Below are 26015 nucleotides of genomic sequence, written 5' to 3' on the forward strand. Positions count from 1 at the left end.
CGGCGCCTCGTGAAATGCGCAAGCTTGGGATACCTCGTTTGATACTCAACAGGCATGCACGCGACACACAAAGGGCTAGAATGCGCTGACCGGTCCCGAACACGGACAATCAAAAGGTGAAATGAAATGACCATTTGTCCGATTGCCATCGTCGCGGGCTGCAAGAAGTGCCCCGTCGTGTCCGTATGTCCTGTGAAGAGCGTCATCGGCGATTTTCCGAAGGCCGAAGACGCGACACCAAAAAAGAGCGGCGCGAGGAAGACCGGAAAGTCGAAAAAGTAGCTCCGGGCGGGTCAATTCTGGAAGTTGGGGGCGACAGCGGTCGTCGACTCGGTCCGGGCGAGCACTCACGCCAGTCAATTCCTCCATGGTCCGAATTGCGGCAACTGAGCGCGGCGATTTGCGGACATCATCAGCATGGACATTCCCCGCAGGTTCGCACGCGATATGTGGAACTCCTGCACATGATGCGGACTCGGGCATCGAAGTTGCGAGTCGGCCAGCGTACTACTCAATAGCAAAGATCCGCCTTTTTGTTGTTGTCGTGCAGGTCGCGGGAGTATGGTGTTCAAGCGACGGGGCTCGGCCAGATCCACGAAAGAGTACGCGGCGGATTGGCTGCATTCTGCAGCTTGAGGCGGAACCGGCTGAACCCAGCGAACAACACAGGCAGATGACGGCAGCTTGCCGCTCCAGGTGAGCTCCAATTCACAGGGGAGAATGGTCATGACACGCGACAAGGTACCCACGCTGCAGGAATTCGTCGAAGGTCTGGAAAAGCGCAATCCCGGACAGCCTGAATTCATCCAGGCAGTCAAGGAAGTTGCCGAGAATGTCCTCGAGCATGTCAGGGATCACCCGAAGTACAACGATCATCAGATCCTCGAGCGCATGGCCGAACCGGATCGCGTCATTTCGTTTCGGGTCTGCTGGCACGATGACGAAGGCCATGTGCGTGTCAATCGTGGCTACCGCATTCAGAACAACAACGCGATCGGCCCGTACAAGGGCGGCATCCGCTTCCATCCGACAGTCAACCAGAGCGTCCTGAAATTCCTGGCCTTCGAGCAGACCTTCAAGAATGCCCTGACCGGCTTGCCGATGGGCGGCGCCAAGGGTGGCGCGAATCTGGACCCCAAGGGCAAGAGCGACGCGGAAATCATGCGTTTCTGCCAGTCGTTCATTACCGAGTTGTATCGTCACCTGGGCGAAGACACCGACATTCCGGCCGGCGACATCGGCGTCGGGGGCCGCGAGATAGGCTACATGTTCGGACAGTACAAGCGCATCACCAATCGCTATGTCGGTGTGTTGACCGGCAAGGGCATGGAGTTTGGCGGCAGTCCGATTCGCGTGGAAGCGACGGGCTATGGTGCGGTCTACTTCATGGAAGACATGCTCAAGCGCGTCGGTGAAGCGATCGATGGTCGTACCTGCATCATTTCCGGCTCAGGCAACGTGGCACAGCATGCCGTCGAAAAGGTTCTGGCCCTGGGCGGAAAGCCGGTCACGCTCAGCGACTCGGAGGGGTTCATTTTCGACAAGGATGGTATCTCGACCGAGAAGCTGGCCTTCGTCAAGGATCTGAAGAACAAGCGTCGCGGCAGGATCAGCGAATATGCGAAGGAGTTCGGTGCCGAATACCATGCCGGCCATCGCCCGTGGTCGGTACCCGGCGAGCTCGCCTTTCCGTGCGCGACGCAAAATGAAATCAGCGACGAGGATGCCAGACTGATGCTGAAGAACGGTGTCGTTGCGGTCGCGGAAGGCGCCAACATGCCTTCGACGCTGGATGCAGTGAAGCTGTTCCAGAGCGCGAAAATCCTGTTTGCGCCGGGCAAGGCCGCAAACGCCGGCGGCGTCGCCGTTTCCGGCCTCGAGATGAGCCAGAATTCCGCTCGAATCACCTGGAAAGAGCCGGAACTCCAGCGCCTGTTGCGCGACATCATGCAGGAGATCCACGACCGCTGTCAGCACTACGGCGGTGTCGCCGGAGAGTCCCGCTACATCGACTACGTCAAGGGTGCCAACGTGGGTGGCTTCGTCAAGGTTGCCGACGCAATGATCGCCCAGGGCGTCGTGTAAGTCGGAGCCGCGCAGGGCGGAAAAGGCGCATCGACCGCCCAGCGCGGCGGTCGACTGCGGAATGAGGATGGAGCGAACTTCAGCAGACCCGGACCCGGACTCAATCGAAGCCGGCAAAAAACAGATGCTCCGGAATGCGTTCCGCATCCATGCAGGTCACCCTGCCCGCCTCCCCACAGTTCTGCAGCAAGGCCAGTCCCGCTTTCAGCACAGCGCGCTGCGTGGCACGCAAGGACGAATCTGCAGGCAGCGCATCCAGCTGGTAGGGATCACTGGCGAGGTCGTAATGCTCGATCCCGGCCGGTGACGGGTCAACCAGCCAGTCCGTACGCCAGTCAATCAGGATCTGGTTGCCCGTATTGTTGGAATCGCCCGCTGCCGTGCGCACGGCCAGATAGTCGAGATAGGAACCTGGCGCCGGCGCGACATCACGAAAATGTTCGACAAGAAAGCGACGACGCCAGTCCGGCGGATTGTCGTGCAGGAACAGCGGCACGAGACTGCGCCCGTCAGCGCCAGCACTTAGCGAGACACCGGCAAGCTCCGCAATCGTTGGTGCCAGGTCATTGTTCAGTACCATCGCTGCGCGCCGTTCTCCCTGGGCGATACCGGGACCGCGCAGCATGAGCGGTACGCGAATCGATTCCTCGTAGGCGAGGACCTTTCCGGGCACACGATGCTCGCCGTACAGCCAACCGTTATCGGAGGTGAAGAACACATAGGTGTCATGCCAGCGACCGGCCACCAGCAGGCGTTGCCTGATCCTGGCAAACAGGTCGTCCAGCGATCGCAGTGCTTCGAGTCGATGCCGGAACTGGCGGTTCAGCGTCAACATCTGCTTTGGGTGCAGCACGGGATATTCGTCCGCGAACCAGTACGGCTTGTCGCTGACATCCGCCTCGCCGAGCGAAGGCTTGCTCGTATCGAGGCTGACATTGAGCGGAAGTGAGCCCACATGGCGAGGCGCCGGGCGAATGTCCCAGTCGAACGATCCGAACGCAGGCACACACAACTCATAGTGAGGCACCAGCGGGCTGACGACAAGAAACAGCGGTGCACCGTCTTGTGCAACCTCATCAATCAACGCCCCGGCTCTCTCTGCAATAACGTCGGTCTGGTAGTCCGTGCTCGCCGTGCCGTAGGTCACCAGGTTGCCGTTGTCATTCACGGTGTAGTTGTACATGCAGTAGGCACCGGCGTAGCCGGGCGTGCCATTCAACTCGCCGTAGTCAGGCAATCCCTGCCAGTCACTCCAGCCCGACGGCACGTAGCGCATCTTGCACTCGGTACTGTTGCACTCCGGGTGATTGCGCGGAATTTCGTAGCCGTAGCCGTTGAGAAACTTCCCGACAAGCGCAGTCCGGTAGCCTGCATCGAGGAGCACGTTTGCCACGGTCAGGTTGTCATCGAATGCAGCGAACGATCCGTCGCCCCCCGGTGCCGACTGGCCGCGCCGCACACCATGATTGTGCGGATATTGTCCGGTCAGGAAGCTTGCACGGGACGGACAGCAGAGCGAATCGGTCACGAATGATTCGTCGAATCGAAGACCTTCCGCAGCCAGTTCGGACTCCAGTGTCGGCATCAGGCCGAGCTCCAGTGCGATATCGAGTGTGGCGACATCGAGGTCATCGGCCATCAACACGACAATGGAGGGCTGGTTTGCGGCAACGGCGCTCGCCGACAGCAGGAGTCCGGCACTGACCAGGAGGGATCGCAGCGCCTCCGGGACGTCTGCACAAGACAGACGGCTAACCACGCCAGTTCGCATGCGCATTCCAGTAGGCCACGCTGCGATAGTAGGCCTGCCGATCGAGCGGAACGCCGGATCCGCCCTGCTCCACGCCCAACGCATTTCGCATCATCGTGATCGGCGCCATCGGTATTTCCGCGGGCTCGGATGTGTAGAGACAACCCACTACGCCCCAGTCTGACGTGATCGGCGCAGCTTCCTTCTCCAGTTGGTCACGACTGTAGAGGATTGCGATCAGATAGCTGGCCACCGGAGGTTCGACACCTTCGAACCAGCGCACCAGCACCGGCAATTCGTCCGAACTTCGCGCTTCGTAGGTCGAGCGCAGATGACACCTGTTTTCGTCGGTAATTGGCATCGCGATACAACGCGTGGAGGTCCAGTTGCGATGCACATGCAACTTGCAGAACGGCGCGTAGCCGTCCAGCACTTTTTCCGGCAATTGCTCATTGAGGTGACGCTCGAATTCCTCCGCCGTGCAATCCCTGATGGTGTTGCGTCGCGACTCGCGTGGGAACAGGCGCGTGCGGGCGAATTCGGTCAGAACAATCGACATGCACGCATTCCTCGATTACGCCTCGACCAGCGTCCTGTCGAACAGCGCCAGCATGCGCTTCCATGCTTCGGCTGCGGCCGCCTCGTCATAGCGCGGCGTCGTGTCGTTGTTGAAGCCGTGCTGTGTACCTGCAGGCTCATACAGCGCATAGCGGACCTTCGCCTTCTTCAGCGCCGCTTCGTAGTCCGGCCAGCCCGCATTGACACGTTCGTCATTCCCGGCCAGCACAACCAGCAATTCGGCCCTGATGTCAGGCACCGCTTCGAGGTCCGGCGCACGCCCATAGAAAGGCACCGCAGCACCGAGATCCGGAAGCCGGGTGGCGAGGAAATTGGCCATGCCGCCGCCGTAGCAGAATCCCACCACACCCATGCGCCCGTTGCTGCCATCGATGTCCTTGAGCATGTTCACGGCGGCAAGAAAATCCTGCCGGGTCCTGGCTTGGTCGAGTTCCTGGAAAAGGGCACGCGCCTTGTCTTCATCACCCGGATAGCCGCCCAACGGAAACAGCGCATCGGGGGCAAAGGCGATATAGCCCTCCAGCGCAAGCCGACGGGTGACATCCTCGATGTGTGGGTTCAGGCCACGATTCTCGTGCACCACCAGAACCACCGGCAGCGATCCATCCACCCCGGCGGGCCGCGCCAGATAGCCCCGACCCGTGCCATACCCTTCGGGCGATGGAAACTCCATGTACCGGGTAACCAGCCGGGCATCGTCCGGCTTCACCTTCTGCGCCTCTGCGAACCTTGGCGACAGTGCAGCCAACAGGCCGGCCGCCGTGCTCGCGCCGACAGCAAATCGCGCGGCGCCCTTCAGGAATCCGCGACGATCAATCATGCCGTGGACGTATTGATCGAACAGGCGCAAGACTTCGGGATCGAAGTCCTTGGCGGTCTTGCGGTCAGGTGTGGACATGGAACCTCCGGAAGCGGCAAGAGTGGCCCTACTCTAACGCCGTGCCGGACAATTACCATCATCCTGCCTTCGCGACTTGCCGAGAAATTGATGCGATGCTTGCTGCATTGCAGAACTGTGGCGGCTCCAGCCAGCCAGCGCGCAAGAATGTGCATACGAAAGGAGCAAGACCCCTGAGCACTCAACCAGTGGATCGCCGCGGCCTGATCGCCGCCCTGATCGCATTCTGCATCTGGGGCCTGATGCCGTTGTACTGGCATCTGCTCAAGGCCGTACCGTCGCTGCAGATCATTGCCCACCGCATAGTCTGGAGCACCCTGATGGTGGTCGGCTGGCTGTTCTGGCGCTACGGGCGGGGCTGGCTGGGCGAAACGCTGCAGCAACCGCGAGCGATCTGGATGCTGGCGTTGTCCGGAACACTGATCGCTGTCAACTGGGGTCTGTACATCTGGGCGGTGAATGCCGGGCATGTCGTCGAGACCAGTCTCGGCTATTTCATCAATCCGCTGCTCAATGTGGTTCTCGGTGTCGGACTGCTGGGTGAACGGCTCAATCGCGCGCAATGGTTGTCCGTTCTGATCGCGACCTGTGGCGTACTCTGGCTGACCTTCAACTACGGCAACTTTCCGTGGATTGCGCTGGCGCTTGCGTTCTCCTTCGGCATGTATGGACTGGTGCGAAAGATCGTGGCCGTTCCCCCCGTGCGCGGACTGGGAGTCGAAAGCCTCTACCTGTTCCTGCCCGTGCTCGGATTCCTGCTCTGGAGCGAGGCGCAGGGTCGAGGCGGGTTTCTCACAGCGGTCGAGGCAGGCGGCTGGGGCGCATGGGCAGGTCTGCTGCTGATTCTTGGTGGCGCACTGACCGCCGCCCCGTTGATCGCATTCGCTGATGCCGTGCGGCGCATACCGTTCTCGCTGGTCGGCCTGATCCAGTACATCGCCCCGACCCTGCAACTGATTTGCGGCGTGCTGATTCTTGGCGAACCGTTTGGTCGCGAGCGCATGATCGGGTTCGTACTGATCTGGCTGGCACTGGCGATCTTTGCCATCGACGGCATGCTTCGTTCCCGCCGCAGGCCAGTCGAGCGACCGACCTGAGCTGCCCGACGCAGCAATTCCCATTGCTCCGTCAACACCTGATCCGGCCAGTCTATTCAGCACGCATTCTCCAGACGGCGTGTAGGCTGCACCATTGAGAAAGATCGAGCCCACGAGCATTTCGGCTTGATGCTGCGAAGCGCCTGAGCAACGCATTCCCAATACCCACGAATGACATTGCCGCATCAGGAACTGGTTCGAGCTGCTCGGTTCCAGGCACGGCTTGCCCGCTCACAGGCCGTCCGCGCGTCCCCTGTCTTCGCCGTTGCGGGAAAGAAACCAGAGTCCGCGGGGGAAAACACCCAGCGGTCGTCCGACACAGAATGGTTAAGGGACACTCAAGCGGGTTCCCGTGCCGGGATCCCCGTTCCAACTCCTGCGGTCGATCTCGAATTGTTTCTGGTATCGCAGTGTTCGCAGCCAACCGTGGTCGCAAGACCAGGAGCCCGATCATGATTCATGCATTCCAACCAGGTCATTCCGCCTGCGCGAATCCGGCAACGCGATACGTGTGGTCGGTTCTGCTTGCCACGATTCTGCTGGCAGCATTCAAGGCGGCACCCGTGTCGGCGCAATGGAACGAAGAAGGCCCGCTGCCGACGTATCTCCAGATCCGCGGCATCGCAGCACCCACACCGGGTCGCGTCCTTGTTGCCACGGATGATGATTCCTTCGATGACGGCGGCGCACTGTTCGATTCCGTCGATGGTGGCGAAACCTGGGTCCAGCGCGATATTCCCTTCGATCTCAATACCGGACTGAATGGCATCTTCTTCCTCGACAGCCAGCATGGCTGGCTTTGGGGCAACGTCAACTATCGCACCACCGACGGCGGCAATACATGGGAAGAACTGCCACTTCTCGGATCAGCCTACTTCATGGAATTCCAGACTCCGGATTTTGGTGTCGCCACTGGAAACTTCGAGGCCTTCGTCAGCGTGGATGGCGGCTTGTCATGGTCACCCTCGCCCGAAAACATGAGGCGATTCTCGTTCGCCGACGCTCAAACCGGCCTTGGCATCTCGACAACGGGCATCTTTCGAACCACCGATGGAGGCACGTCATTCCTTCCAGTCTTTGCCGGCAATGCAGTCGCCGTTGAATTCCTGTCGACTTCGGTAGCGGTGGCCATTGTCGATGACACTCTGGTGCGCTCCACCGACGCCGGTGCCACCTGGTCGACGGGCATCGACGCGGAAGGTCGGGACCACCTGTTCGTGTTGGGGTCCGATGTGGTACTCGCCTGGGGCCGCAGCGGCACTTTCCCAGACTTCGACGACCGCATTTTCCGTTCCGCCGATGCGGGCTCAAGCTGGTCCGACCTGGGCGAAGTAATCCCTTCCGATGAATTCGCCACACCGCTCGCCTTTAGCGCGCCAGCCAGCGGCATCGTGATTGCCTCTGACGGAGCAGGCAACCTGCACCGATCTGCCGACGCAGGCCTGACCTGGTCACAAACCTATTCGACACCCGGACCAAGGCCGGGCTTTCTCGCCACCGCGGTGCCGGTTTTCTCCGATGCACAAACCGGCTACTTCGGCTTCGGCGACGGATTCGTGATTCGCACTCTTGACGGCGGAGCCAGCTGGTCGCAGGTATCGAGTGGTCTCGGAACATCGGTCAATGCAATCGAGCGATTCGCGAATGGCGACATGATTGCCGTTGGCGACTCGGGCCTGGTCATGCATCGTGCAGCGGACTCTGCGCAATGGCTGGTTGAAGCCGCGTTGGGATCGGACAATCTCGAGGCTGTGCAGATCGTCGGGCCGCAACAGATTGTCGCCGTGAACGAAACGGGAACCCTGTTCACGAGCGACGATGCCGGCGCTTCGTGGACCGCAGCTTCGGCGGCCCCGGCAGGCCTGACCGCCGCCGATCTCCACTTCAGCAGCTTGAACGATGGTTGGGTCATCGGCCGCGGCTTCAGCGGCGCCGCACTCTTCCACACCACCGACGCAGGCAGCAGCTGGACCCCGGTCACCGATTTCCAGGGAACCTATGTCGCCGTGGATTTCGCCGGTACCAGTGGCTGGGCGGCTGGCAGTTCCGGCCTGCTCTATCGATCGGTCGATGCAGGCGCTTCGTGGTCCAGCGTCCAACTTCCCGGATCCGCGCTTTCCATAAGGGACATGGACTTCTGGGATACGAACATCGGTTATGCCGTGGGCGGCTCGGGCTACGCCGTGCGAAGCGACGACGGCGGCCTGACCTGGCAGACCCTGCCCACGCCGAACACCACGGATCAGATTACCGACATCGTGCTGATCGGCCCGGACGAACTCTGGGTATCGACGCGGGATGGCATCGCCATGTACTCCGCGACCGGCGGCCAGAACTGGGCCGTGATGGATTCCGGAGATCCCGGACTCGGCAGCTTCGCGAGTCTCGCGGCCAGTCCCGAGGGTGACGCCTGGATTGCAGGCTGGCGCGGCGCCATTCGTCATTTTTCCGGGCCACCCGGCGAGCCGGTCAACCAGCCGCCGATGGCCTCCTACGACTACCTGACCACCGGACTCGCGGTCAGCCTGACCGATACCAGCACGGACAATGACGGCAGCATCCAGAGCTGGTTGTGGGACTTCGGCGATGAATCCACTTCGACCGAGCAGAATCCCACTCATGTATTCACGGTCGAGGGCACCTATCACGTTCGCCTGACCGTTACCGACGATGACGGCGACAGCGACGACAGCCTTCGCTTTATCGTTGTCCAGCCCGGCCCGGGCGGCACTTTTGGTGATTTCACGGAAGTCACGCCGCTAGACCCCCTTTTCGTCACGCCGCAGGATGAGGACTTCTGGGTAACCTCAGCCGCGCCGGCCGACTATGACGGTGACGGTGATCTCGACATCGCGGTCTTCGGCTATTACGTGGTCTACAACGTCAGTGCGGTTGATCAGTTGGTCCTGCTGCGCAATGACGGGTCTGTCAGCGAGACGGAATGGGAGTTTTCCTACATTGAAATGCCGCTGGGCGATCTGAGCTCCGGGGCGTCCGATCTTGCCTGGGGTGATGCCGACGGTGACGGTGATCAGGATCTGCTGGTCGGCAGCAATGGCTTGACCGTGCTCTACCGCAACGATGCCGGTACGCTGGTCGCAACCGATACCGAGCTGCCGGGCTACTGGGAGGACAACGACCAGGCCGACTTTGATCTCAACTCGATCACCTGGGCCGATTATGACAACGACGGGGATCTCGATCTCCTGCTTCCATCCGTTTACGACGACACCACATTCACTTTTCGTACCGCCCTGATGCGCAATGACGGCAGCAACGGCACGGGTGGATGGCTATTCACTGAAGTCGACGCCGGCTTCGGCCAATCCCGCCACGCCCAGACCAGCTGGGCGGACTACGACGGCGATCAGGATCTTGATCTGCTGATCGTCCATCTCGCGCCGCTGACCGACGACGGTTTCATCCGTCGCTTCCGCAATGATGGCAACGGCGTGTTTGTCGGCGAGGACATTCTCGGCACGCTGAGCGTCGAGCACGGCGAGGCACAATGGGGCGACTACGACGACGATGGCGATCTCGACATCCTGATCGCGGGAAACATCCGCGAAACCGATGGCAGCTTCGACACCGTGCTCCGCATCTATCGAAATGACGACGAAAACTTTGTGCCATTCGAGGTCATTGACTGCGTTCGCTGCGAAGGCTGGTGGGATCTCACGGCAGCCACCTGGGCAGACTACGATTCCGATGGCGACATCGACATCCTGCTTGCCGGAACTTACAACTCGGGATCGCAGATCGAAGGTCGAGCCAAGGTCTACAACAACGACGGCGGAATCTTCGTTGACTCGGGCAACCAGTTGCCGGCACCACGGGCGAGCGGCTTCAGCGGTGGCTCCTTCAGCTGGCTCGACATCGACGGCGAAGGCGATCTCGACTATTTCATTGCCGGTTCCTACTTCGTGCCAGGTGGCAACGGACTCATCGAAACACAGATGCACCTTTATGTGAACACTGTCCCTGCACAGAACCTGCCACCGTCAGCGCCGAACACGCTCGGAGCAGTCGATGCCGGCGATGGCACGGTTTCGCTGTCATGGGCTCCGGCCAGCGATGACCTCACTCCAGTCGACTCGTTGACCTACGATGTGCGTCTGTATCGCAATGGCGTAGCCATATCGACTGCCCAGCGCAATCCCGAACCCGGCGGCGTGCGCGGAGCCAATGCATGGACATTCGAAGGCCTGCCGGACGGTTCCTACACCTGGACAGTGCAAGCGGTCGACAGTGCCTACAACAACGGGCCGAGTGCTGCCGCCGGATTCCTCGTGGGTCCACCGCCGCCAGACGCCATCTTTGCGAATGGCTTCGAGCAACCCTGAGCGGCCCGCCATGAATGTCGCAGAACCATGCGCTCGGTGCATCGCGGCCCAGGCCTCCCCGCGATCCTGAAGCAGCGCGCAACAAGCCCCGTCATCGCGCCCCCGCCAATGGGCGCGATGACGGAGTGCGCAATACCGCTGTTGAGCTGTCCTTTTTTGTGGGTTTTCAGTCATTGCAGCCATCCCGGTATCGCACTAGATTGGCTGCATGAAGACCCGCCACATTGCCTTCCTGATATTCCCCGGCTGCCAGGGCATTGATGTCAGTGGCCCGTTCGAAGTCTTTGCCGGCGCCAACCGCTGGCTGGCATCGCAGGGACGCCCCGCCTTCTATCGCCTGAGCCTTGCATCACCGGATGGAGAGGCCGTGGCCACCGAGAGCGGCATGTCGCTGAATCCGACGACGACCTGGGCTCGCCTTCGCGGCCCCCTGCAGACCTTGATCGTCTGCGGCGGTACGGGTGTCGAGGAGCAGACCAGAAATCAAGCGACGCTCCGGCAGGTTCAGCGCCTTGCGCGCAACAGCGAACGAGTGGCCTCGATCTGCACGGGCAGCTTCCTGCTCGCCGCAGCCGGCCTGCTCGACGGACGACGTGCGTCGACACATTGGGCCTTCGCCAAGCGCCTTGCCCGCACCTATCCGGAAGTCGAAGTAGACGCCGACCCTATCTACACCCGCGACGGCAACGTGTGGACGTCCGCTGGCGCTACCGCCGGCATCGATCTTGCGCTGGCGCTGGTCGAAGCGGACCTGGGCCGCGACATCGCCCTTGGCATCGCGCGCTGGCTCGTGCTGTTCCTGCGTCGGCCCGGTACGCAGCGACAGTTCAGCGCGCAACTCTCCGCGCAACTGGCCGATCACGATCCCGTGCGTCGGGTGCAGGCGCATATTGCCGATCATCTTAACGCCGACCTGTCGCTTGATCGGCTTGCAGAGAACGCGCACATGAGTCCGCGCCATTTCGCCCGCTGCTTCCGGCGCGAAGTGGGCATGACGCCGGCACGCTACATCCTTCGCCTGCGCCTCGAGGCGGCACGGCGCCTGCTTGAGGACGGTCACGAAAACCTTGGACTCGTTGCCGATCAATGCGGTCTCGGCAGCACCGAGACCTTGCGGCGTCATTTCCTGCATGAACTGAAAGTTTCCCCTCGTGACTATCGACAGCGCTTTCAACCGTTGAAGACGTAATCGCGCCGCGCGACCTGATCCCTCCAACTTGCGGAATCCCTTCCATGAAACTTTCCATCGTGATTTTCGACGGGCTTACGACCCTGGACGCGGTTGGCGGCTACGAAGTACTTGCGCGCCTGCCCGGTATCGACGTCGAATTCGTCGCCGCTTCGCGCGGCGTCGTGGTTGCCGATACACGACGGCTTGGACTACTGGCCTTTCGGGATCTGGACGAGACAACCCGCACCGACATCCTCTATGTCCCGGGTGGACCGGGTGGTCGTTCCCTTGAGCAGGATCCCGAATTCCTGCAAAGCCTGCGTCGCCTCGACAGCACGTCCACCTGGACAATCGGCATCTGCAATGGCGTCACCCTGCTCGCCTGCGCGGGATTGCTGAAGGGGCGCAAGGTCACGACCAATTGGCGTGATCGCCATCGCATGGCCGACCACGGTGCCGAGTTCGTGGCCGAACGCTATCTTCGCGATGGAAAATACCTGACCGGCGCAGGCGTGTCGGCCAGCATCGACACTGCACTCCACTTTGCCCAGTTGATCGGTGGCGAGTCCATTGCGCAGGCCATCCAGTTCGGCATCGAGTATTACCCTGCGCCACCACTTTCGGGAACCTCGCCCGCCGAAGCCCCGCGTTCGGCTCAGCAAGCGGTGGATTTCTTCGAAAGGACCAGTGCACGGGATCTGCTCGACTCGACCCCGCCTTTCGCCGGCCTGACCCTGGAATGGCCCGACCGCGCCGCCTGAGCAACGCTTTTCCCATTTCGTCCGATTCGGCGAAGGAACTTCGCCCGTGCAGGAGATACCATGGCTGATCTCTACTTCTTCCCGATGGCGTGTTCGCTGGCGAGCCGGATTGCCGCGCTTGAGGCAGGCATCGAACTGAACTATCACCGCGTCGAATTGTTCGGCGACAAATCACTCGTTGGAGAAGCCGGCAGCCTCAGCGCGATATCGGCGTTGGGAAAGGTTCCCGTGCTGGTACTCGACGATGGCGGCATCCTTACCGAAAACGCGGCCGTACTGCAGGTCATCGCAGATCTGAACCCGGGGTCAGGACTGGCTCCCTCCGCGCTTGACCCCGCCCGCTACGAACTGCAGCAATGGCTGAGCTTCGTCGCCACGGAGTTGCACAAGGGTTTCCTGTTCCCCACTTTCGCGAAGGGCACGCCGGATACAGTCAAGGCCTGGGTACGCGAACAACTGGTCCTGCCTCTTTCGTTCGCCGCAAGCCGACTCGACAAGACCGGCGACTACCTGATCTGCAATCGATTCACCGTGGCCGATGCCTATCTGATCTGGGCGCTGCTGCTGATTCAGGCAGCGGGTGTCGAACTCGGTTCCTGGCCTGCTCTCACAGCCTACTGTGAACGTGTCGTGGCGCGCCCATGCGTTGGCGCTGCCATCGCCCTGGAACGGGACATGTACAGGGCCGGCAAGGCATCCTGAGTGCCGGTGGTCATCGGGAAATCAAATCGATGATGCAAAACCGTGCCCCAGCAGGGATACAAGCTTCGACTCCAGCCCCCTCGTGAATCCGGCTTCATCGCGAAGTGGCGACGCTTCCATGCGGTTGCGCAGGCTGGCGCGCAGTTCGGAAATCCGCGCAGGGTCACGGCCAATGTCCCCAGCCATGCGGATATAGGCGTCCACATCAGCAGCGATCCATTCGTTCAAGCCCAAGCCGGCGAGCACGCTGCCGACCATTCGACCGGCGTGGGAATTGCCGCGCAAGGTGACAACGGGCACTCCCATCCAGAGCGCGCAGCAGGCGATCGTGTGTCCGCTCCACGGAAACACATCGAGCAGGACATCGATTCGGGAAAACACATCGAAGAAACTCTGTGCCGGATCGGACAGGTGCACCATTTCGATGCGTTCCGGCCCAACATCCAGCGCGGTGAAACGTTCATGCAGCCGGCGTTGATGCCAGGCATCGAGCTGGTCGCGCGCGATGAGCAGGCGCGCCGTCGGATTCTGCAGAAGAATTTTCGCCCACGCCTCGACTACCGTGGCATTGAGTTTTTCCAGCTTGTGCAGACTGCCAAACGTGACGAAGCCATTCTTCTCGAGCGGAGCTGCCCGAACGTCAGGCGCATGGCCAGGCGGACGAAAACACGCGAACGCATCGGGCAAGCGCAGCAGGGATTCGGTTCCGGGCATCGCTTCACCCGCGGGTGCCGTGAATTGATCCACGATCCGGTAGTCCATGGCACCGAGACCGGTGGTATTGGGATAGCCGAGACAGCTGACCTGGACCGGAGCGGGCTTGCGAGAGAAAACGGCCAGTCGCCCGTGTTCGGTATAACCGGCGAGGTCGAACAACACGTCGATCCTGTCCGACCGGATCAGTTTCGCGACGTCATCATCGGACGCACCCGAAATTTCGCGCCAATGATCCGCATGCGATTGAAGGCGCTGCGTCACGCGGTCGGGTCTCGCCACATCGGAGTAGCAGTAGATCTCGAACTTCGTCCTGTCATGGTGTTCCAGGATCGGTTCAAAAAAATAGTTGACCGCATGGGCGCAGAAATCACCCGAGACATAGCCGATGCGGATTTTTTCCGAACGATCAGCCCGATTGGACCGAATTTCAGCGTTGCCGAACAAGTCCGAGGCGACACGGCGATGCTCGTCGGCCACCTCTACGGGATCCGCATCGGGCAGGAGATTGAGTACGTAGAGCAGGCTATTGGCTGCAGCGGGATAAGCCGCTCGAAGCGCGAGGGCTCTCCGGAAAGAGGCTATGGATTCCTCAAGTTCGACATGATCGAGCAGCTGCATGCCGAGGTTGAACCAGGCCTCGGCGCGCCCGGGATCCAGTCTCGTGGATTCGCGAGTGTGCTCTAGCGCGGCATCATGATCACCCGAATCGGCCAGAACCGAGCCCAGGTTCATGTGCGCACCGGCATAGTCCGGACGCAGCGCCAAGGCCTCTCGTAGGTGCTCTGTTGCAGCGACCAGATCACCAGACTTGTGCAGGGCATCGCCGAGGTTGTTCCGCAGCACGGGCTGGTCGGGAACCAGATCCACTGCCTGCCGGATGTACGCTACCGCCGTAGCGTGATCGCCCAACTGGTGACAGGCCAATCCGTACAGGTGGAGGGCATCGGGATTCCGGGGCTGAAATCCGAGGATACTGGCATAGAGGTTCTTCGCCGCTTCCAGTTCCCCGGCCTTATGGAGCCGGATGGCCTTGCTCATCAATTGCTGCAGTTTCTCCGTTTGCATCGATCAGCTTCAGGCGCCTGCGTTGACCAGATCCCAGAATTCTCCGCGATCATTGGATCGCGGGAACTCCTCGGCCGGTATTGGCGTGCCCAGAAAGTCGCAGAGGGGTTCCCAGCCCTGCCTGACCTCGAACACGAGCAGCTGATTGGACGGAATGCACTCCCTGACAGCTCTATTGTGCGCAACGAACGCCTCCATCAAGCCCTCTCTGTCCAGATCGGGAGGAAATCCCGTCCAGGCGATGACCGCTTCAGCCATGTCGAGCCAGGCTCGCATTTCCGGTGGCGCCTTGTCCTTGCCCGCAACCAGCTTGAAGATGGTCGATCCGAAACTGTCCGCCCAGCTCTCCGGACTGCGCTCTGTCAGCACAAATTTCGCTGTCGGATATTTCTTGAGCAGCTCGCGGAAGAAGCCGGCAGTCGGCCAGTCCACGGCACCAGTAAAGCCCTTGTAGATCGTTTCCCAGTCCGCGCGTCCCTGCAGGGCCTCTGACCAGAGCGGAACCTGTACCGCCATGTTCTTGAGAACCTCTTCCATGTGAAAGCACGGCCCCAGACCCAGCTGGTTGATCGCAAGCTTCAGCGAATAGGTACCGGTACGTCCAACACCAACACCGATGACATTCAAAGACACCAGAGCTCTCCTCGACTGGGCTGTGCTACACGTCAATCCACGACCGTCGCCGAAATCCGGATCCGGAAGACGAACTGCATGATAGTCCAACGCTCGCATCGAGGTTAAAAAAATCAGGCACCCACGCGCACGACACGCGCCCTGATCGGCAACGGTATTCGAATGTGCGGAAAGCTGGCATGTCGCTTCTTCGCTGGAAGCCCTTCAGTTTTTGTCACGCTTCTCGCAACTGATAGCACCGGCCTTGTCCAAAGCCTCGCTGAAAGCGGTACACGCTGCTGCACCCTGCTCCTGCTCTTCAGCACTGAGTGCGTCCCGGCCATCTTCATGGGTCCACAGAACGAAGAGGCAATGCATTGTTCGTCTCCTTGACCGGCACGTCAGGCAGCCCGGGCTACCACTGGCATGACGTTCGAGACGGACGGATCTGGACAGGTGCCGGGAAAAGCCGAATATCGCGATCGCCATTCCGGTACACCCGCTGCTGCTGGATTCGCGGGTGACAACGAGGACACTCCCGATCCCGTGTCAGTCTTGCTGGAATGATGGACCTGTCCGCAGTGAAGTCGCCGTCGGGAACGCATTCGACACTTGGCGCACCTATCGCACAGTGACCGCTATCGAACCTGTTTACGAACCCTGCGCAAAGGTGGACATCAGTCGAAACTGCTGGTGAAGATCAAACCAGTAGGATCAACGATGCGCGGCGCTGCGATCAGAAATACGCTGTCTCCGGTGGTACCCGGACGGAATGCCAGATTCGTGGTTTGGCCCGTCGAGGCACCGAACTGATTGCTTGCCAATAAAGACCATTCCGGCCCGACTGTCGTGTTGATGGTTCCTGGCGCAAGTCCGGTAAAGTTGCCCGATGCATCAAAGATCGGCATGCCTATCGAGACATCCTGCGGTGCCATTCCGGCATTTCCGGAGCGCATGTAGACCTCGCCGCGGTAGAAATAGCCGGCATGCAAGGCTGCCCGGACCAACTCGTGATCAAACCCTTCGTTGCCGTCACCACCGGTGACCTGGACACGCATGGCGTTGGTTGGTGGACTTCCACTGAAGAGTTCATTCGCTGCGAGCGGAACCGTGGTCAGGTTGATCGTTCCTGCACCGACGGAAAATGCACGCCAGTTGTCAGGTACGGTGCCGGTTACCGTGCCCTGAATACCTCCACTGTTTCCAACAAAGCCCGGGTTCGGTACGGTATTGGAAGCGGGTGGCCCCTGCACTTCAGGGAAGGCAAGGATGACGGAATCCTCACCTGCATCATCAGTAAACCGGAATATCAGTTTCCCGAAACGGTCCGGAGCACCGCCGGTAAGCTGCGAGGCGCTGAACTGTGTCCAGGTGGAAGTTGCATTGCCAACCACGTTCTGAGCGTTGCCGGTGAAGGTGACGGTGGCATCGTAGGCAAGAATGGACATGGTGAAACCCTGCGACGAATTGTCGGCATTGCCACTTCGTGCATAGACCTTTGCGTCGTAGTTGAGGCCGGGCTGAATCGGGAACAGTCCGAAAATGCTGTCAAGTGCCTGATCCGTGCCAAACGTTGCGACCGATATCTTGACCGCCTGTGTCGGCGGGCTGCCCGGGAACAACGTGTTTGCGGCCAGGTCGAGGCGCTCAAGGTTGAGTACGCCCGTACCTTGCGAGAACGCCCTCCAGAGCGTAGGGACGTCCCCATTGACTGTGCCGGTGCCGCCGGGCGATCCGGAAACTCCCTGAAATGATGCGTTGGGAACAAGATTGGTATCAATCGCCCCTATCGGCGGAGTTCCCGCCAGCAAGTCGCCGCTTGCAACCAGGCTCAGGAACAGTAGTGATGCCACGAGGATCGATGCAAAGCCGCGCTTTCCGGAATGCAGCGAGAACACTTCGTGCCTGAGCTGCAAGCTGTCGCAAACTGGAGCCGTGCCCATGATAGGACGCATGACGTTCTCCTCCCCGAGGGCGGAGCCACTCTAGGTGCCCGCCAGAATGTGTATGCACCTTATCAGCTTGGGCGCTACTCGCCAACATATTTGCCAAATAATATCAAGCAATCTGATCACAATTTGTGACATCATCCTGACAAATCGCGAAATCACATCAGCGCAGCATCCCTGCACATCGGGCTTCCATTTTCCTGTACTACGGATCCGCGCTCGGTTGGCGCTCCTGATTGCCCCGAATCGAGAGGACAACAGAGCTCGCGTCGATTTCGGCTCGGAACGCATCAACCACCGGCTGCACCGGAGCGTTTGTCAACGCCGGCGCAACGCCCACTCCTTTGGATCCTTCATCGCGCATTCCGCGTAGGGATGGCGAAGTTTCTGTCGCAGACAGGCTGCAACCCCTTGCCTACATCTTTCGTGCGGGTCGGGAAGTCCAGCAATAGCCGGCCACCAGCACACTGCTGAGCAGGAGAACCGCCCCGCCCTGATGCAGGGTTCCAAGCCAGACCGGGACGAACCAGAGCAGGGTGCAGATTCCGAGCGTGACCTGGAGCAGAGCCATGGCCAGGAGGGCATGGCGCGAACGGGCTTGCGCGCAATCCTGCGCCCTGCCGCGCAGCCGCCACCAGATCCACAGGGTTGTCGCCAGCGTGGTCAGGGCCAGCAGCCTGTGCACGAATTGCACCGTCACCGGGTTCTCGAAGAAGTTGGTCCAAGCCGGTTGCAGGGCCAGCAGGTTGGGTGGCACCCATTGCCCGGCCATGAGCGGAAAGGTGTTGTACATGAGACCAGCGCGCAAACCGGCAACGAAGGCGCCGAAGACGATGGTCAGGGCCACCAGGGTGAGCAGAATGCCGCCCGGCCAGGCACTCTCGGCATTTTCGACGGCTGCCCGTGTCCTTGCCAGCAGCAAGCCCAGAGCTATCCGCAGCATCAGTGCGTAAACGATCAGGGCAAGACCCAGATGCGCTGCCAGTCGATACGGACTGACGCGCGGGACGTCGACCAGGCCACTCTTGACCATGTACCAGCCCAGATAACCCTGCGCACCACCGAGCACGAGTATTCCGAGCAGCGGCCAGCGCAAGTTTCCGGGTATCGCACCCCGAAGCCAGAACCAGGCCAGCGGCAAGGCGAACCAGAGGCCGAGCACGCGGGCCAGCAAACGGTGAACGTACTCGAACCAGAAGATCGTCTTGAATTCGCCCAGGTCCATGCCGTGGTTCACCGCGGAGTACTGCGGGCTCTCCTGATAGCGGCCGAATTCGGCCTGCCATTCCGATTCGCCAATGGGAGGCAATATGCCGGTTACCGGCTTCCAGTCGACGATGGACAAGCCCGACTCGGTAAGACGCGTGGCACCACCCACCATGACCAGAGCCAGCAGCACGGCGCAACAGCTCAGCAGCCACCAACCGACTGCGCGCGGGCGCGCGCGATCGAATGTTTGCTGATCCGGGTGCTGCGCCATGACCGACATCTTCTACTCCATACCTGAGTGCTCGAGATGGCTCAGGCTTACCGTAACCGATCCAGTCATCGTCCGAATTCGGTGTACGCGACAACGACAATTCTAGCGTGTCGACTTGCCACTGCCCTGGCCACGCCGACAAGCGGTGGCCATTCTGCACCGACGCCCGACCTCCGGGTATTGCGTCGTTTGGCCGCACGACTGCTCTCTTGCAGGGATTTGCTCGGCCACATCACAACGATGTGTCTTGCGAGATACCTGATTTCGGGGATTCGCATGCAGTTGCTCCATCCACGCCGATCGTCGTGTCCGCCTGGATCGGATTCATGGCTGCAGTCAGTTCCCTGCAAACGCAACATACGCCATCGCATGGTCGGATCAGCTTGACCTGCAGCGGGGTGTACCCGGACTATCCTCAACCAGACAAGCCTGTTTTTTCCCCTGGAAACTTGATGACACGACTTGGTAGCTACGATCGCGACCAGCTTCTGGTGTGCGCACGCGGTGGGCTGTTCGGCGAAGGCAATGCGCGCCTCCCGGCACCACCGATGCTGATGTTCGACCGCATTACCCAGGTCGACGACACGAGCGGTCGATACGGCAAGGGCCTGCTCTGCGCGGAGCTCGATATCAAGCCTGATCTCTGGTTTTTCGACTGCCACTTCATCGGTGACCCGGTGATGCCTGGCTGTCTTGGCCTGGACGCCATGTGGCAGCTGGCCGGGTTTTTCCTGCCCTGGCTCGGTGAACCGGGGCGCGGTCGCGCGCTCGGTGTCGGTGAGGTCAAGTTCACCGGCCAGGTGCTGCCTGAAGCAAGACTGGTCCGCTACGAAATCCACGTTCGTCGGGTCATGCGAGCCAAGCTGGCCCTGGTCATCGCTGACGGCCACACCTTCGTCGATGATCGCGAGATCTATGTCGCCAGGGACCTTCGCGTAGGCCTCTTCCAGTCAACCGAGGGGTTTTGACATGCGCCGGGTAGTCGTCACCGGCACTGGCATCGTTTCCTGCCTGGGCAACGCAGTCGGAGAAGTCTCTCAGGCATTGCGCGACGGAATCAGCGGAATCAGGGCTGCACCCGAACAGTCGAGCCACGGGCTACGCAGTCAGATCGCCGGCGTGCCGCAACTGGACCTGACCGCGCTGATCGACCGCAAGCTGAAGCGCTTCATGGGCGACGCCGCTGCCTACACTTATATTGCAATGCGCGACGCCATTGCCGACGCCGGACTGGCGCTTGAAAAAGTGTGCCACCCGCGCACCGGCGTGATTGCCGGCTCCGGAGGCGGATCCGCCCAGTGGCAGATCGAAACGGGTGAGTTGTTGCGCGAAAAGGGCGTGCGCCGGGTCGGGCCCTACATGGTGCCGCGCACGATGTGCTCCACGGTTTCGGCAACCCTGGCCACGGCATTCGGCATTCTCGGACTCAGCTATTCGATCGCGGCGGCCTGCGCGACTTCGGCACACTGCATCGGCGCTGCGGCCGATCTCATTCGTCATGGTGCCCAGGACGTGATGTTTGCCGGCGGGGGCGACGAAGTGCACTGGGGCATGACGGCGCAGTTCGACGCCATGGGCGCATTGTCCTGTGGCTTCAATGAAACGCCACAAATAGCCTCGCGTCCCTACGATATCGATCGCGACGGTTTCGTGATCGCCGGCGGCGGCGGCATCCTCGTGCTCGAGGAATACGAGCATGCCAGGGCCAGGGGCGCCACGATCCACGCCGAACTGGTCGGCTATGGCGTTACCTCCGACGGCGCCGACATGGTCGCTCCGAATGGCGAGGGAGCAACGCGATGCATGCGCCTGGCCCTTGAAGGGCTGCGTGCGCCGATCGATTACCTCAACACCCACGGCACCTCGACACCACTGGGCGACATCATCGAACTGGCTGCCGTGCGCGAAGCATTTGGCGCGGACGTGCCCGCGCTTTCGTCGACCAAGGCGCTGAGCGGCCACTCGCTCGGAGCTGCCAGTGTTCACGAGGCCATCTACAGCCTGCTCATGCTGAAGGATGGATTCATCGCCGGATCGGCCAACATCACCACGCTCGATCCGCGCGCCGAAGGATTTCCCATCGTGCGCGAGACACGCCATGCCCGACTCGACACGGTGATGTCGAACAGCTTCGGCTTTGGAGGCACCAATGCGAGCCTGGTCTTTGCGCGAGTCTGACGGCCGCCTTTTGCCTGCGCGGTTCAACTGGCCAGCCCAGATCCGATAGCGCGTCCTGGACCGGTATTGCTGTTCCATTGCCGACTTGGCCTGCAAAAAATCGGCCTCGTCTGGCCGCGCTATTGCTGGTCCAGGGCATGGTGGATCAGGACGACGCATTGCGAGGCGAACAGCATTTTCGATCCCAGCGTGATTTTCGTGGCGCCAAGTCGCTCCAGGCTGTGGAATGTCTTCTTCGGCATCGGTATGTGGTCGGTCAGCAGGAAGCAAGGCTTGCCCTCGAAGATCTGTTCGGCGATTGGCTTGCCTTTCCTGTCCATCACGAACAGTTGATGATCCGTCGCCAGTTCCTGCACCAGGCGTTCAAAACTGATGGTGCGGACGGACACCCCGGACTCGACAGGGCGCAGCTCTTCCTTGCCCATGCCAATGGATACATCGAGCGCCTTCGCAATCTTGGCAAGCAGCGCCTGCTCGTGAAAGCCACCGATGTCGTGCATGGCTTTGGCGTCGAAGTGAATGGTTCGGGAATAGTCCCGTGTACTTTCCAGCACCAGAAATACGGCCACATCCGCCCGATGCGACTGCGCCACGAAAATCGCGTTCATCAGGGTGTGGGCCAGAATTTCCGGATGCGCTTCCTTGCCAACGGAAGCCAGCAGCATCTTGCTGTCGGTCGGTGCGGCTCGCGCTCGCAGTACAAAGGTTCGCATGCTGGGAACTCTTACCTACCTGTGCCGTTTGCCCCTATCCATTCGAACGACGATCCAGACTGCCACTGCCGTCCGCTCCGAGCCAGTCAAGGAGCAATCCCGCCGGCCACTACGGCTCACCCAGGACACTCCCACCTGCCAAACCCGTTCGTCCTGAGCATGTCGAATGGCCTGCCAGGAGCCGCCTGCTCTCCACATCAGACTTGAATCAGGTTTGACGACGACGGCCGAACCAAGCCGGACAGGAGTTGCGGAGAATAGTGCACCATCAGTCGTCACCGCGAGCAACGTGACGCGCTGCCCACATGTTGTCCACCAGATTGGGATATCGGCGGCCCGCCTGCTCGGCACGTGCACGCGCTGCCGCTTTCTGCGTGGCGCTCAAGGGCTGCGACTTTCCAGCCGGTGGCTTGCGTTTCCACGGCGGTAGCTTTGCGGAATCAAACGACTTCAACGGCATGAAACAATCCTACGCCATTCCGAAGAATCTGGTGCTGATGGATTGCCAAGGACTCGTTCGCGGGTCTCATGGCTGATGCTGGCGGGTCTGCACGACGTCCCTGCCCGTCCCAAGTCCAGCGCTTGCCTCCTGTCGCACGGCATCCATTTCTCATGCCGCCGCGTGAGCGCTGCCAAATCCCGCCCACAGGTATCGATGTCGCCCGATTTGCCGCAGACTTCGCCGCCTAATATCGGCACGAATCGAACCCATGAGCAGGCCAGGAATGATGTCCATGCGCTTTGTCCCCAACTCCCCTCGAATTTCGATGCTTCTGCGCGTTGTTGCAACCGGCATGCTCCTCGGCGTCTGCGCTTGCCGGTCCGCGACAGAAAACTCGAGCCAATCCGAATCTGACGACTCTTCCCGCGTGACCCATGCAACGACTTCAACAGCAAGTCCGGTTGTTGACAACCTCCCACTGCAGGCACTGGTCGATACGACCTATTCAGAGGCGCCTGCATGCAATGCCGAAGTGCGTCGGATAGCCGAGAACGTGCTGCCCTGCATGCAGCGGGTCAAGCCGGAGCTCGCCGATCGCCTGCAGGCACTGGTCGACCAGTACCGGCAAAAGCCACGTCTCAAGATCGACAGTGAGGACCGCAAGGAGGTGATCAATCAAATCGAAAGCAACTGCCTGGACTATTGGAATGCAGTGCTGCACCAACTCGATAGCAAGGCGCCTGAAGGTGAGTGCCTATTGGCAGAATGACAATGCAATCGGAATGAACAGACGTTGTGGCTGTCCAGACCAGACTATCGACCGCCCCTTCAAATCGACACCTCTGAAGCAATCGCAGCCTGTACCCTGCTCCGCAATTTCGGCAACAGCTCGGCGTCAAACCAGGGATTGCGCAGGAACCAGGCGATATTACGCGGCGAGGGATGCGGCAGTGGGACGATGTCGGGTGCGAATTGCGCGTGCGCTGCAACGGTCTTGCCGACTCCGCCTGCGGCGGACTTGCCGAGGAAATGCCGCTGCGCGTACTGGCCAATGAGTAGAGTCAGGCCAATGCTCGGGAGGCAGGCGAGCAGGCGATCCAGCCACAGTTCGGCGCATTCCCGGCGTGGCGGCAAATCGCCACTGGGACCCTTGCCCGGATAGCAATAGCCCATCGGAACGATGGCGACTTGTTGAGGATTATAGAAAGTGTCCTTGTCGATATCCAGCCAGCTCCGCAGGCGTTCGCCGCTGGGGTCATCCCAGGGGATGCCGCTGGCATGGACACGAGCCCCGGGAGCCTGGCCGATGATCAGCAGGCGAGCCCTGACTCCGGCTTGAACGATGGGCCGAGGGCCGTGTGGGAGATGAACTGCGCAATGCTGGCACGCGCGGATCGCTCGCAGCAGTTCGGAGAGGCGCTCGCTTTCGCACGGGGCCGGAGGGACTGAGATTGGCAGGGTTTCGGTCATGACTGATCAGACTCGAGGGGGGAATGAATCGGAGGCCGGTGTCCTGTGGCTGGATCGCACCTGGCATCGCTTGAAATGCCGGACTGTCGCATGCCGCACGAATATTTCCCGGGTTCGGTGGCTGGCCTCGATCTGAACCTGCCGGTCCCGCCAGACCAAGCCCAATTGGTTTCAGTTGGAACCAGTTTCCGATAGACTGTGCGGCTGCATCGATGAGATTCGACCTGATTTACGCGCCAATCATTTCTTCGAGAGTGATAGCGCGTTCCGGGCACGCCAGCCGCCAGTCAGGACCCGCTCCCTTGAGGATGCCCATTTCACCCCAATCCTGTCGCGACTGCACGGCGCGCACATCGCTCAACCCAACTCTGGAGATTCCATGTCCATTGACATTCTCAAGGCCAACGGCCTCGACAAGACCAATTCCGGTACCTACCTCGGCCAGGGCGAATGGTCGAAGACCACGGATGCCGGGGTGATCCAGTCGATCAATCCGGCAACCAATGAGGTGATCGCCGAAGTGCATGCTTCGAGCAAGGCCGATTATGACCTGATCATGAAGCGTGCGCAGGCTGCCTTCGAGATCTGGCGCACGACACCGGCGCCACTGCGTGGCGAAGCCGTTCGCCTGTGCGGTGAAGCCTTGCGCAAGCACAAGGATGCGTTGGGCTCACTGGTCTCGCTGGAAATGGGCAAGATCAAGCCGGAAGGTGATGGCGAAGTGCAGGAAATGATCGACATCGCCGATTTCGCGGTCGGTCAGTCGCGCATGCTTTACGGCTACACGATGCACTCCGAGCGTCCCGGTCATCGCATGTACGACCAGTGGCATCCGCTCGGTATCGTCGGCATCATCAGCGCGTTCAACTTTCCGGTGGCCGTATGGGCCTGGAATGCCATGCTTGCCGCGATCTGCGGCGACATCTGCATCTGGAAGCCGTCGCCGAAGACGCCGCTGACCTCGATCGCAACGCTGAAGATCTGCAACGATGCCTTGAAGGATGCCGGTTACCCGGATCTGTTCTTCCTGTTCAACGATGCCGGCACCGATCTGGCCAAGGCGTTTGTCGACGACCGCCGCATTCCGCTGATCAGTTTCACCGGTTCGACCAAGGTCGGCCGTGCCGTAGGCGAGCGTGTCGCCCAGCGCATGGGCCGCAGCCTGCTCGAGCTCGGCGGCAACAACGCGATGATCGTCGACGAAACGGCGGATCTGAAACTGGCCTTGCCGGCCATCGTTTTCGGCGCGGTCGGCACCTGCGGCCAGCGTTGCACGTCGACGCGCCGCCTGTTCGTGCACGAATCGATCCACGATGAAGTGGTCGCTTCGGTGGTCAAGGCGTACAAGCAGGTCGAAGGCAAGATCGGTGACCCGACCGATGCCAGGACACTGATGGGTCCGCTCAACAGCCCGGATGCAGTGGAAAACTTCCTTGCTGCGATCGAGAAGGCGAAGGCGGCTGGCGGCACCATCGCCACCGGCGGCACACGAAAGGACGGCAAGGGCAATTTCGTCCTGCCGACCGTCGTGACCGGCCTCAGGAACAACGACGAAGTCGTGCAGACAGAAACTTTCGCACCGATCCTCTACGTAATGAAGTTCAAGACGCTCGATGAAGCCATCGCCATGCAGAACGACGTACCACAGGGTCTGTCGTCGGCGATCTTCACGCAGAACGTCAAGCACGCAGAGCGCTATCTCTCCTCGATCGGTTCGGATTGCGGCATCGCCAACGTCAACATCGGCACCTCGGGTGCGGAGATTGGTGGCGCCTTCGGTGGCGAGAAGGAAACCGGCGGCGGGCGCGAGTCCGGATCGGATGCCTGGAAGGTCTACATGCGCCGCCAGACCAACACGATCAACTATTCCGATGAGCTGCCGCTGGCCCAGGGCATCAAGTTCGAATTCTGATCCAGCAGGCAAGCGAGTCCGCAACACGGAACCGGTCGCAATGGCGGCCGGTTCTTTTTTTTGCTCATCTATCGCGTCCGACCAAGGGCGT

Annotated in this window: 20 protein-coding genes; 10 read left to right on the forward strand and 10 right to left on the reverse strand. The window is 60.8% G+C overall.

What is annotated here, in order from left to right; all coding sequences use genetic code 11:
• Window positions 1-726 precede the first annotated feature (726 nt).
• Window positions 727-2085, forward strand: coding sequence for an NADP-specific glutamate dehydrogenase (gene gdhA, locus R3F00_RS08065; RefSeq protein ID WP_371281266.1), 1359 nt, complete (start codon window positions 727-729; stop codon window positions 2083-2085).
• A gap of 100 nt (window positions 2086-2185) precedes the next feature.
• On the opposite strand, the gene R3F00_RS08070 is transcribed toward gdhA, so the two are convergent.
• The 3 genes from R3F00_RS08070 to R3F00_RS08080 are packed head-to-tail and all read right to left on the reverse strand — an operon-like array spanning window position 2186 to window position 5312.
• On the reverse strand, window positions 2186-3856 hold the full coding sequence (locus R3F00_RS08070; RefSeq protein WP_371281267.1) for a sulfatase: 1671 nt from the start codon (window positions 3854-3856) through the stop codon (window positions 2186-2188).
• The gene (locus tag R3F00_RS08075; RefSeq protein WP_371281268.1) at window positions 3837-4394 is read right to left on the reverse strand and encodes a DUF3228 family protein; all 558 of its coding nucleotides are present in this window, start codon (window positions 4392-4394) and stop codon (window positions 3837-3839) included. The genes R3F00_RS08070 and R3F00_RS08075 overlap by 20 nt, the downstream gene beginning before the upstream one ends.
• 15 nt (window positions 4395-4409) lie before the next feature.
• Window positions 4410-5312 (reverse strand): dienelactone hydrolase family protein, encoded by a 903-nt coding sequence (locus tag R3F00_RS08080; protein ID WP_371281269.1) that lies wholly within the window; start codon window positions 5310-5312, stop codon window positions 4410-4412.
• Between the two features lie 242 nt (window positions 5313-5554).
• Here R3F00_RS08080 and rarD point away from each other — a divergent pair, with 242 nt between their 5' ends.
• From rarD to R3F00_RS08105, 5 genes are all read left to right on the forward strand, one after another.
• Window positions 5555-6409 (forward strand): EamA family transporter RarD, encoded by an 855-nt coding sequence (rarD, locus tag R3F00_RS08085; RefSeq protein WP_371281356.1) that lies wholly within the window; start codon window positions 5555-5557, stop codon window positions 6407-6409.
• A 452-nt stretch (window positions 6410-6861) separates the two neighbouring features.
• A complete protein-coding gene (locus tag R3F00_RS08090; RefSeq protein ID WP_371281270.1) occupies window positions 6862-10752 on the forward strand; it encodes a YCF48-related protein in 3891 nt (1296 codons plus the stop codon).
• Between the two features lie 208 nt (window positions 10753-10960).
• On the forward strand, window positions 10961-11941 hold the full coding sequence (locus R3F00_RS08095) for a GlxA family transcriptional regulator (RefSeq protein ID WP_371281271.1): 981 nt from the start codon (window positions 10961-10963) through the stop codon (window positions 11939-11941).
• Between the two features lie 44 nt (window positions 11942-11985).
• Window positions 11986-12684, forward strand: a complete 699-nt coding sequence (locus R3F00_RS08100) for a DJ-1/PfpI family protein (protein ID WP_371281272.1) — start codon at window positions 11986-11988, stop codon at window positions 12682-12684.
• A gap of 60 nt (window positions 12685-12744) precedes the next feature.
• Window positions 12745-13386, forward strand: a complete 642-nt coding sequence (locus tag R3F00_RS08105; RefSeq protein WP_371281273.1) for a glutathione binding-like protein — start codon at window positions 12745-12747, stop codon at window positions 13384-13386.
• Between the two features lie 21 nt (window positions 13387-13407).
• On the opposite strand, the gene R3F00_RS08110 is transcribed toward R3F00_RS08105, so the two are convergent.
• The 4 genes from R3F00_RS08110 to R3F00_RS08125 form a co-directional block, all read right to left on the reverse strand.
• The gene (locus tag R3F00_RS08110) at window positions 13408-15141 is read right to left on the reverse strand and encodes a tetratricopeptide repeat protein (RefSeq protein WP_371281274.1); all 1734 of its coding nucleotides are present in this window, start codon (window positions 15139-15141) and stop codon (window positions 13408-13410) included.
• A gap of 36 nt (window positions 15142-15177) precedes the next feature.
• Complete coding sequence (locus tag R3F00_RS08115) at window positions 15178-15801, reverse strand: sulfotransferase family protein (protein ID WP_371281275.1); 624 nt, start codon at window positions 15799-15801, stop codon at window positions 15178-15180.
• A gap of 656 nt (window positions 15802-16457) precedes the next feature.
• Window positions 16458-17735, reverse strand: a complete 1278-nt coding sequence (locus R3F00_RS08120; protein WP_371281276.1) for a hypothetical protein — start codon at window positions 17733-17735, stop codon at window positions 16458-16460.
• A gap of 409 nt (window positions 17736-18144) precedes the next feature.
• On the reverse strand, window positions 18145-19218 hold the full coding sequence (locus R3F00_RS08125; RefSeq protein WP_371281277.1) for a COX15/CtaA family protein: 1074 nt from the start codon (window positions 19216-19218) through the stop codon (window positions 18145-18147).
• Between the two features lie 443 nt (window positions 19219-19661).
• Here R3F00_RS08125 and fabA point away from each other — a divergent pair, with 443 nt between their 5' ends.
• Both fabA and fabB read left to right on the forward strand, forming a co-directional pair.
• A complete protein-coding gene (fabA, locus tag R3F00_RS08130) occupies window positions 19662-20177 on the forward strand; it encodes a 3-hydroxyacyl-[acyl-carrier-protein] dehydratase FabA (RefSeq protein ID WP_371281278.1) in 516 nt (171 codons plus the stop codon).
• Between the two features lies 1 nt (window position 20178).
• Window positions 20179-21387, forward strand: coding sequence for a beta-ketoacyl-ACP synthase I (gene fabB, locus R3F00_RS08135; RefSeq protein ID WP_371281279.1), 1209 nt, complete (start codon window positions 20179-20181; stop codon window positions 21385-21387).
• Between the two features lie 119 nt (window positions 21388-21506).
• On the opposite strand, the gene trmY is transcribed toward fabB, so the two are convergent.
• Both trmY and R3F00_RS08145 read right to left on the reverse strand, forming a co-directional pair.
• Window positions 21507-22100: a tRNA (pseudouridine(54)-N(1))-methyltransferase TrmY gene (gene trmY / locus R3F00_RS08140; protein WP_371281280.1), complete on the reverse strand. Its 594-nt coding sequence runs from the start codon at window positions 22098-22100 to the stop codon at window positions 21507-21509.
• Between the two features lie 268 nt (window positions 22101-22368).
• Complete coding sequence (locus R3F00_RS08145; RefSeq protein ID WP_371281281.1) at window positions 22369-22560, reverse strand: hypothetical protein; 192 nt, start codon at window positions 22558-22560, stop codon at window positions 22369-22371.
• Between the two features lie 409 nt (window positions 22561-22969).
• On the opposite strand from R3F00_RS08145, the gene R3F00_RS08150 reads away from it, so the two are divergent.
• Complete coding sequence (locus R3F00_RS08150) at window positions 22970-23311, forward strand: hypothetical protein (protein ID WP_371281282.1); 342 nt, start codon at window positions 22970-22972, stop codon at window positions 23309-23311.
• 59 nt (window positions 23312-23370) lie between these two features.
• Here R3F00_RS08150 and R3F00_RS08155 read toward each other — a convergent pair whose 3' ends face one another.
• Window positions 23371-24012 (reverse strand): uracil-DNA glycosylase family protein, encoded by a 642-nt coding sequence (locus tag R3F00_RS08155; protein ID WP_371281283.1) that lies wholly within the window; start codon window positions 24010-24012, stop codon window positions 23371-23373.
• A gap of 379 nt (window positions 24013-24391) precedes the next feature.
• On the opposite strand from R3F00_RS08155, the gene R3F00_RS08160 reads away from it, so the two are divergent.
• The gene (locus R3F00_RS08160; RefSeq protein ID WP_371281284.1) at window positions 24392-25924 is read left to right on the forward strand and encodes an aldehyde dehydrogenase family protein; all 1533 of its coding nucleotides are present in this window, start codon (window positions 24392-24394) and stop codon (window positions 25922-25924) included.
• The last annotated feature ends 91 nt before the right edge of the window (window positions 25925-26015 follow it).

The organism is Dokdonella sp., from assembly GCF_041395345.1.
GTDB lineage: Bacteria > Pseudomonadota > Gammaproteobacteria > Xanthomonadales > Rhodanobacteraceae > Dokdonella.

Coding starts and splice junctions, on each gene's coding strand:
- R3F00_RS08120 (WP_371281276.1), bottom strand. CDS start 17,735: ATGCGTCCTATCATGGGCACGGCTCCAGTTTGCGACAGCTTGCAGCTC.
- R3F00_RS08145 (WP_371281281.1), bottom strand. CDS start 22,560: ATGCCGTTGAAGTCGTTTGATTCCGCAAAGCTACCGCCGTGGAAACGC.
- R3F00_RS08070 (WP_371281267.1), bottom strand. CDS start 3,856: ATGCGAACTGGCGTGGTTAGCCGTCTGTCTTGTGCAGACGTCCCGGAG.
- R3F00_RS08110 (WP_371281274.1), bottom strand. CDS start 15,141: ATGAGCAAGGCCATCCGGCTCCATAAGGCCGGGGAACTGGAAGCGGCG.
- R3F00_RS08105 (WP_371281273.1), top strand. CDS start 12,745: ATGGCTGATCTCTACTTCTTCCCGATGGCGTGTTCGCTGGCGAGCCGG.
- R3F00_RS08100 (WP_371281272.1), top strand. CDS start 11,986: ATGAAACTTTCCATCGTGATTTTCGACGGGCTTACGACCCTGGACGCG.
- R3F00_RS08155 (WP_371281283.1), bottom strand. CDS start 24,012: ATGACCGAAACCCTGCCAATCTCAGTCCCTCCGGCCCCGTGCGAAAGC.
- R3F00_RS08080 (WP_371281269.1), bottom strand. CDS start 5,312: ATGTCCACACCTGACCGCAAGACCGCCAAGGACTTCGATCCCGAAGTC.
- R3F00_RS08075 (WP_371281268.1), bottom strand. CDS start 4,394: ATGTCGATTGTTCTGACCGAATTCGCCCGCACGCGCCTGTTCCCACGC.
- gdhA (WP_371281266.1), top strand. CDS start 727: ATGACACGCGACAAGGTACCCACGCTGCAGGAATTCGTCGAAGGTCTG.
- R3F00_RS08095 (WP_371281271.1), top strand. CDS start 10,961: ATGAAGACCCGCCACATTGCCTTCCTGATATTCCCCGGCTGCCAGGGC.
- fabA (WP_371281278.1), top strand. CDS start 19,662: ATGACACGACTTGGTAGCTACGATCGCGACCAGCTTCTGGTGTGCGCA.
- trmY (WP_371281280.1), bottom strand. CDS start 22,100: ATGCGAACCTTTGTACTGCGAGCGCGAGCCGCACCGACCGACAGCAAG.
- R3F00_RS08160 (WP_371281284.1), top strand. CDS start 24,392: ATGTCCATTGACATTCTCAAGGCCAACGGCCTCGACAAGACCAATTCC.
- rarD (WP_371281356.1), top strand. CDS start 5,555: ATGCCGTTGTACTGGCATCTGCTCAAGGCCGTACCGTCGCTGCAGATC.
- R3F00_RS08125 (WP_371281277.1), bottom strand. CDS start 19,218: ATGTCGGTCATGGCGCAGCACCCGGATCAGCAAACATTCGATCGCGCG.
- R3F00_RS08090 (WP_371281270.1), top strand. CDS start 6,862: ATGATTCATGCATTCCAACCAGGTCATTCCGCCTGCGCGAATCCGGCA.
- fabB (WP_371281279.1), top strand. CDS start 20,179: ATGCGCCGGGTAGTCGTCACCGGCACTGGCATCGTTTCCTGCCTGGGC.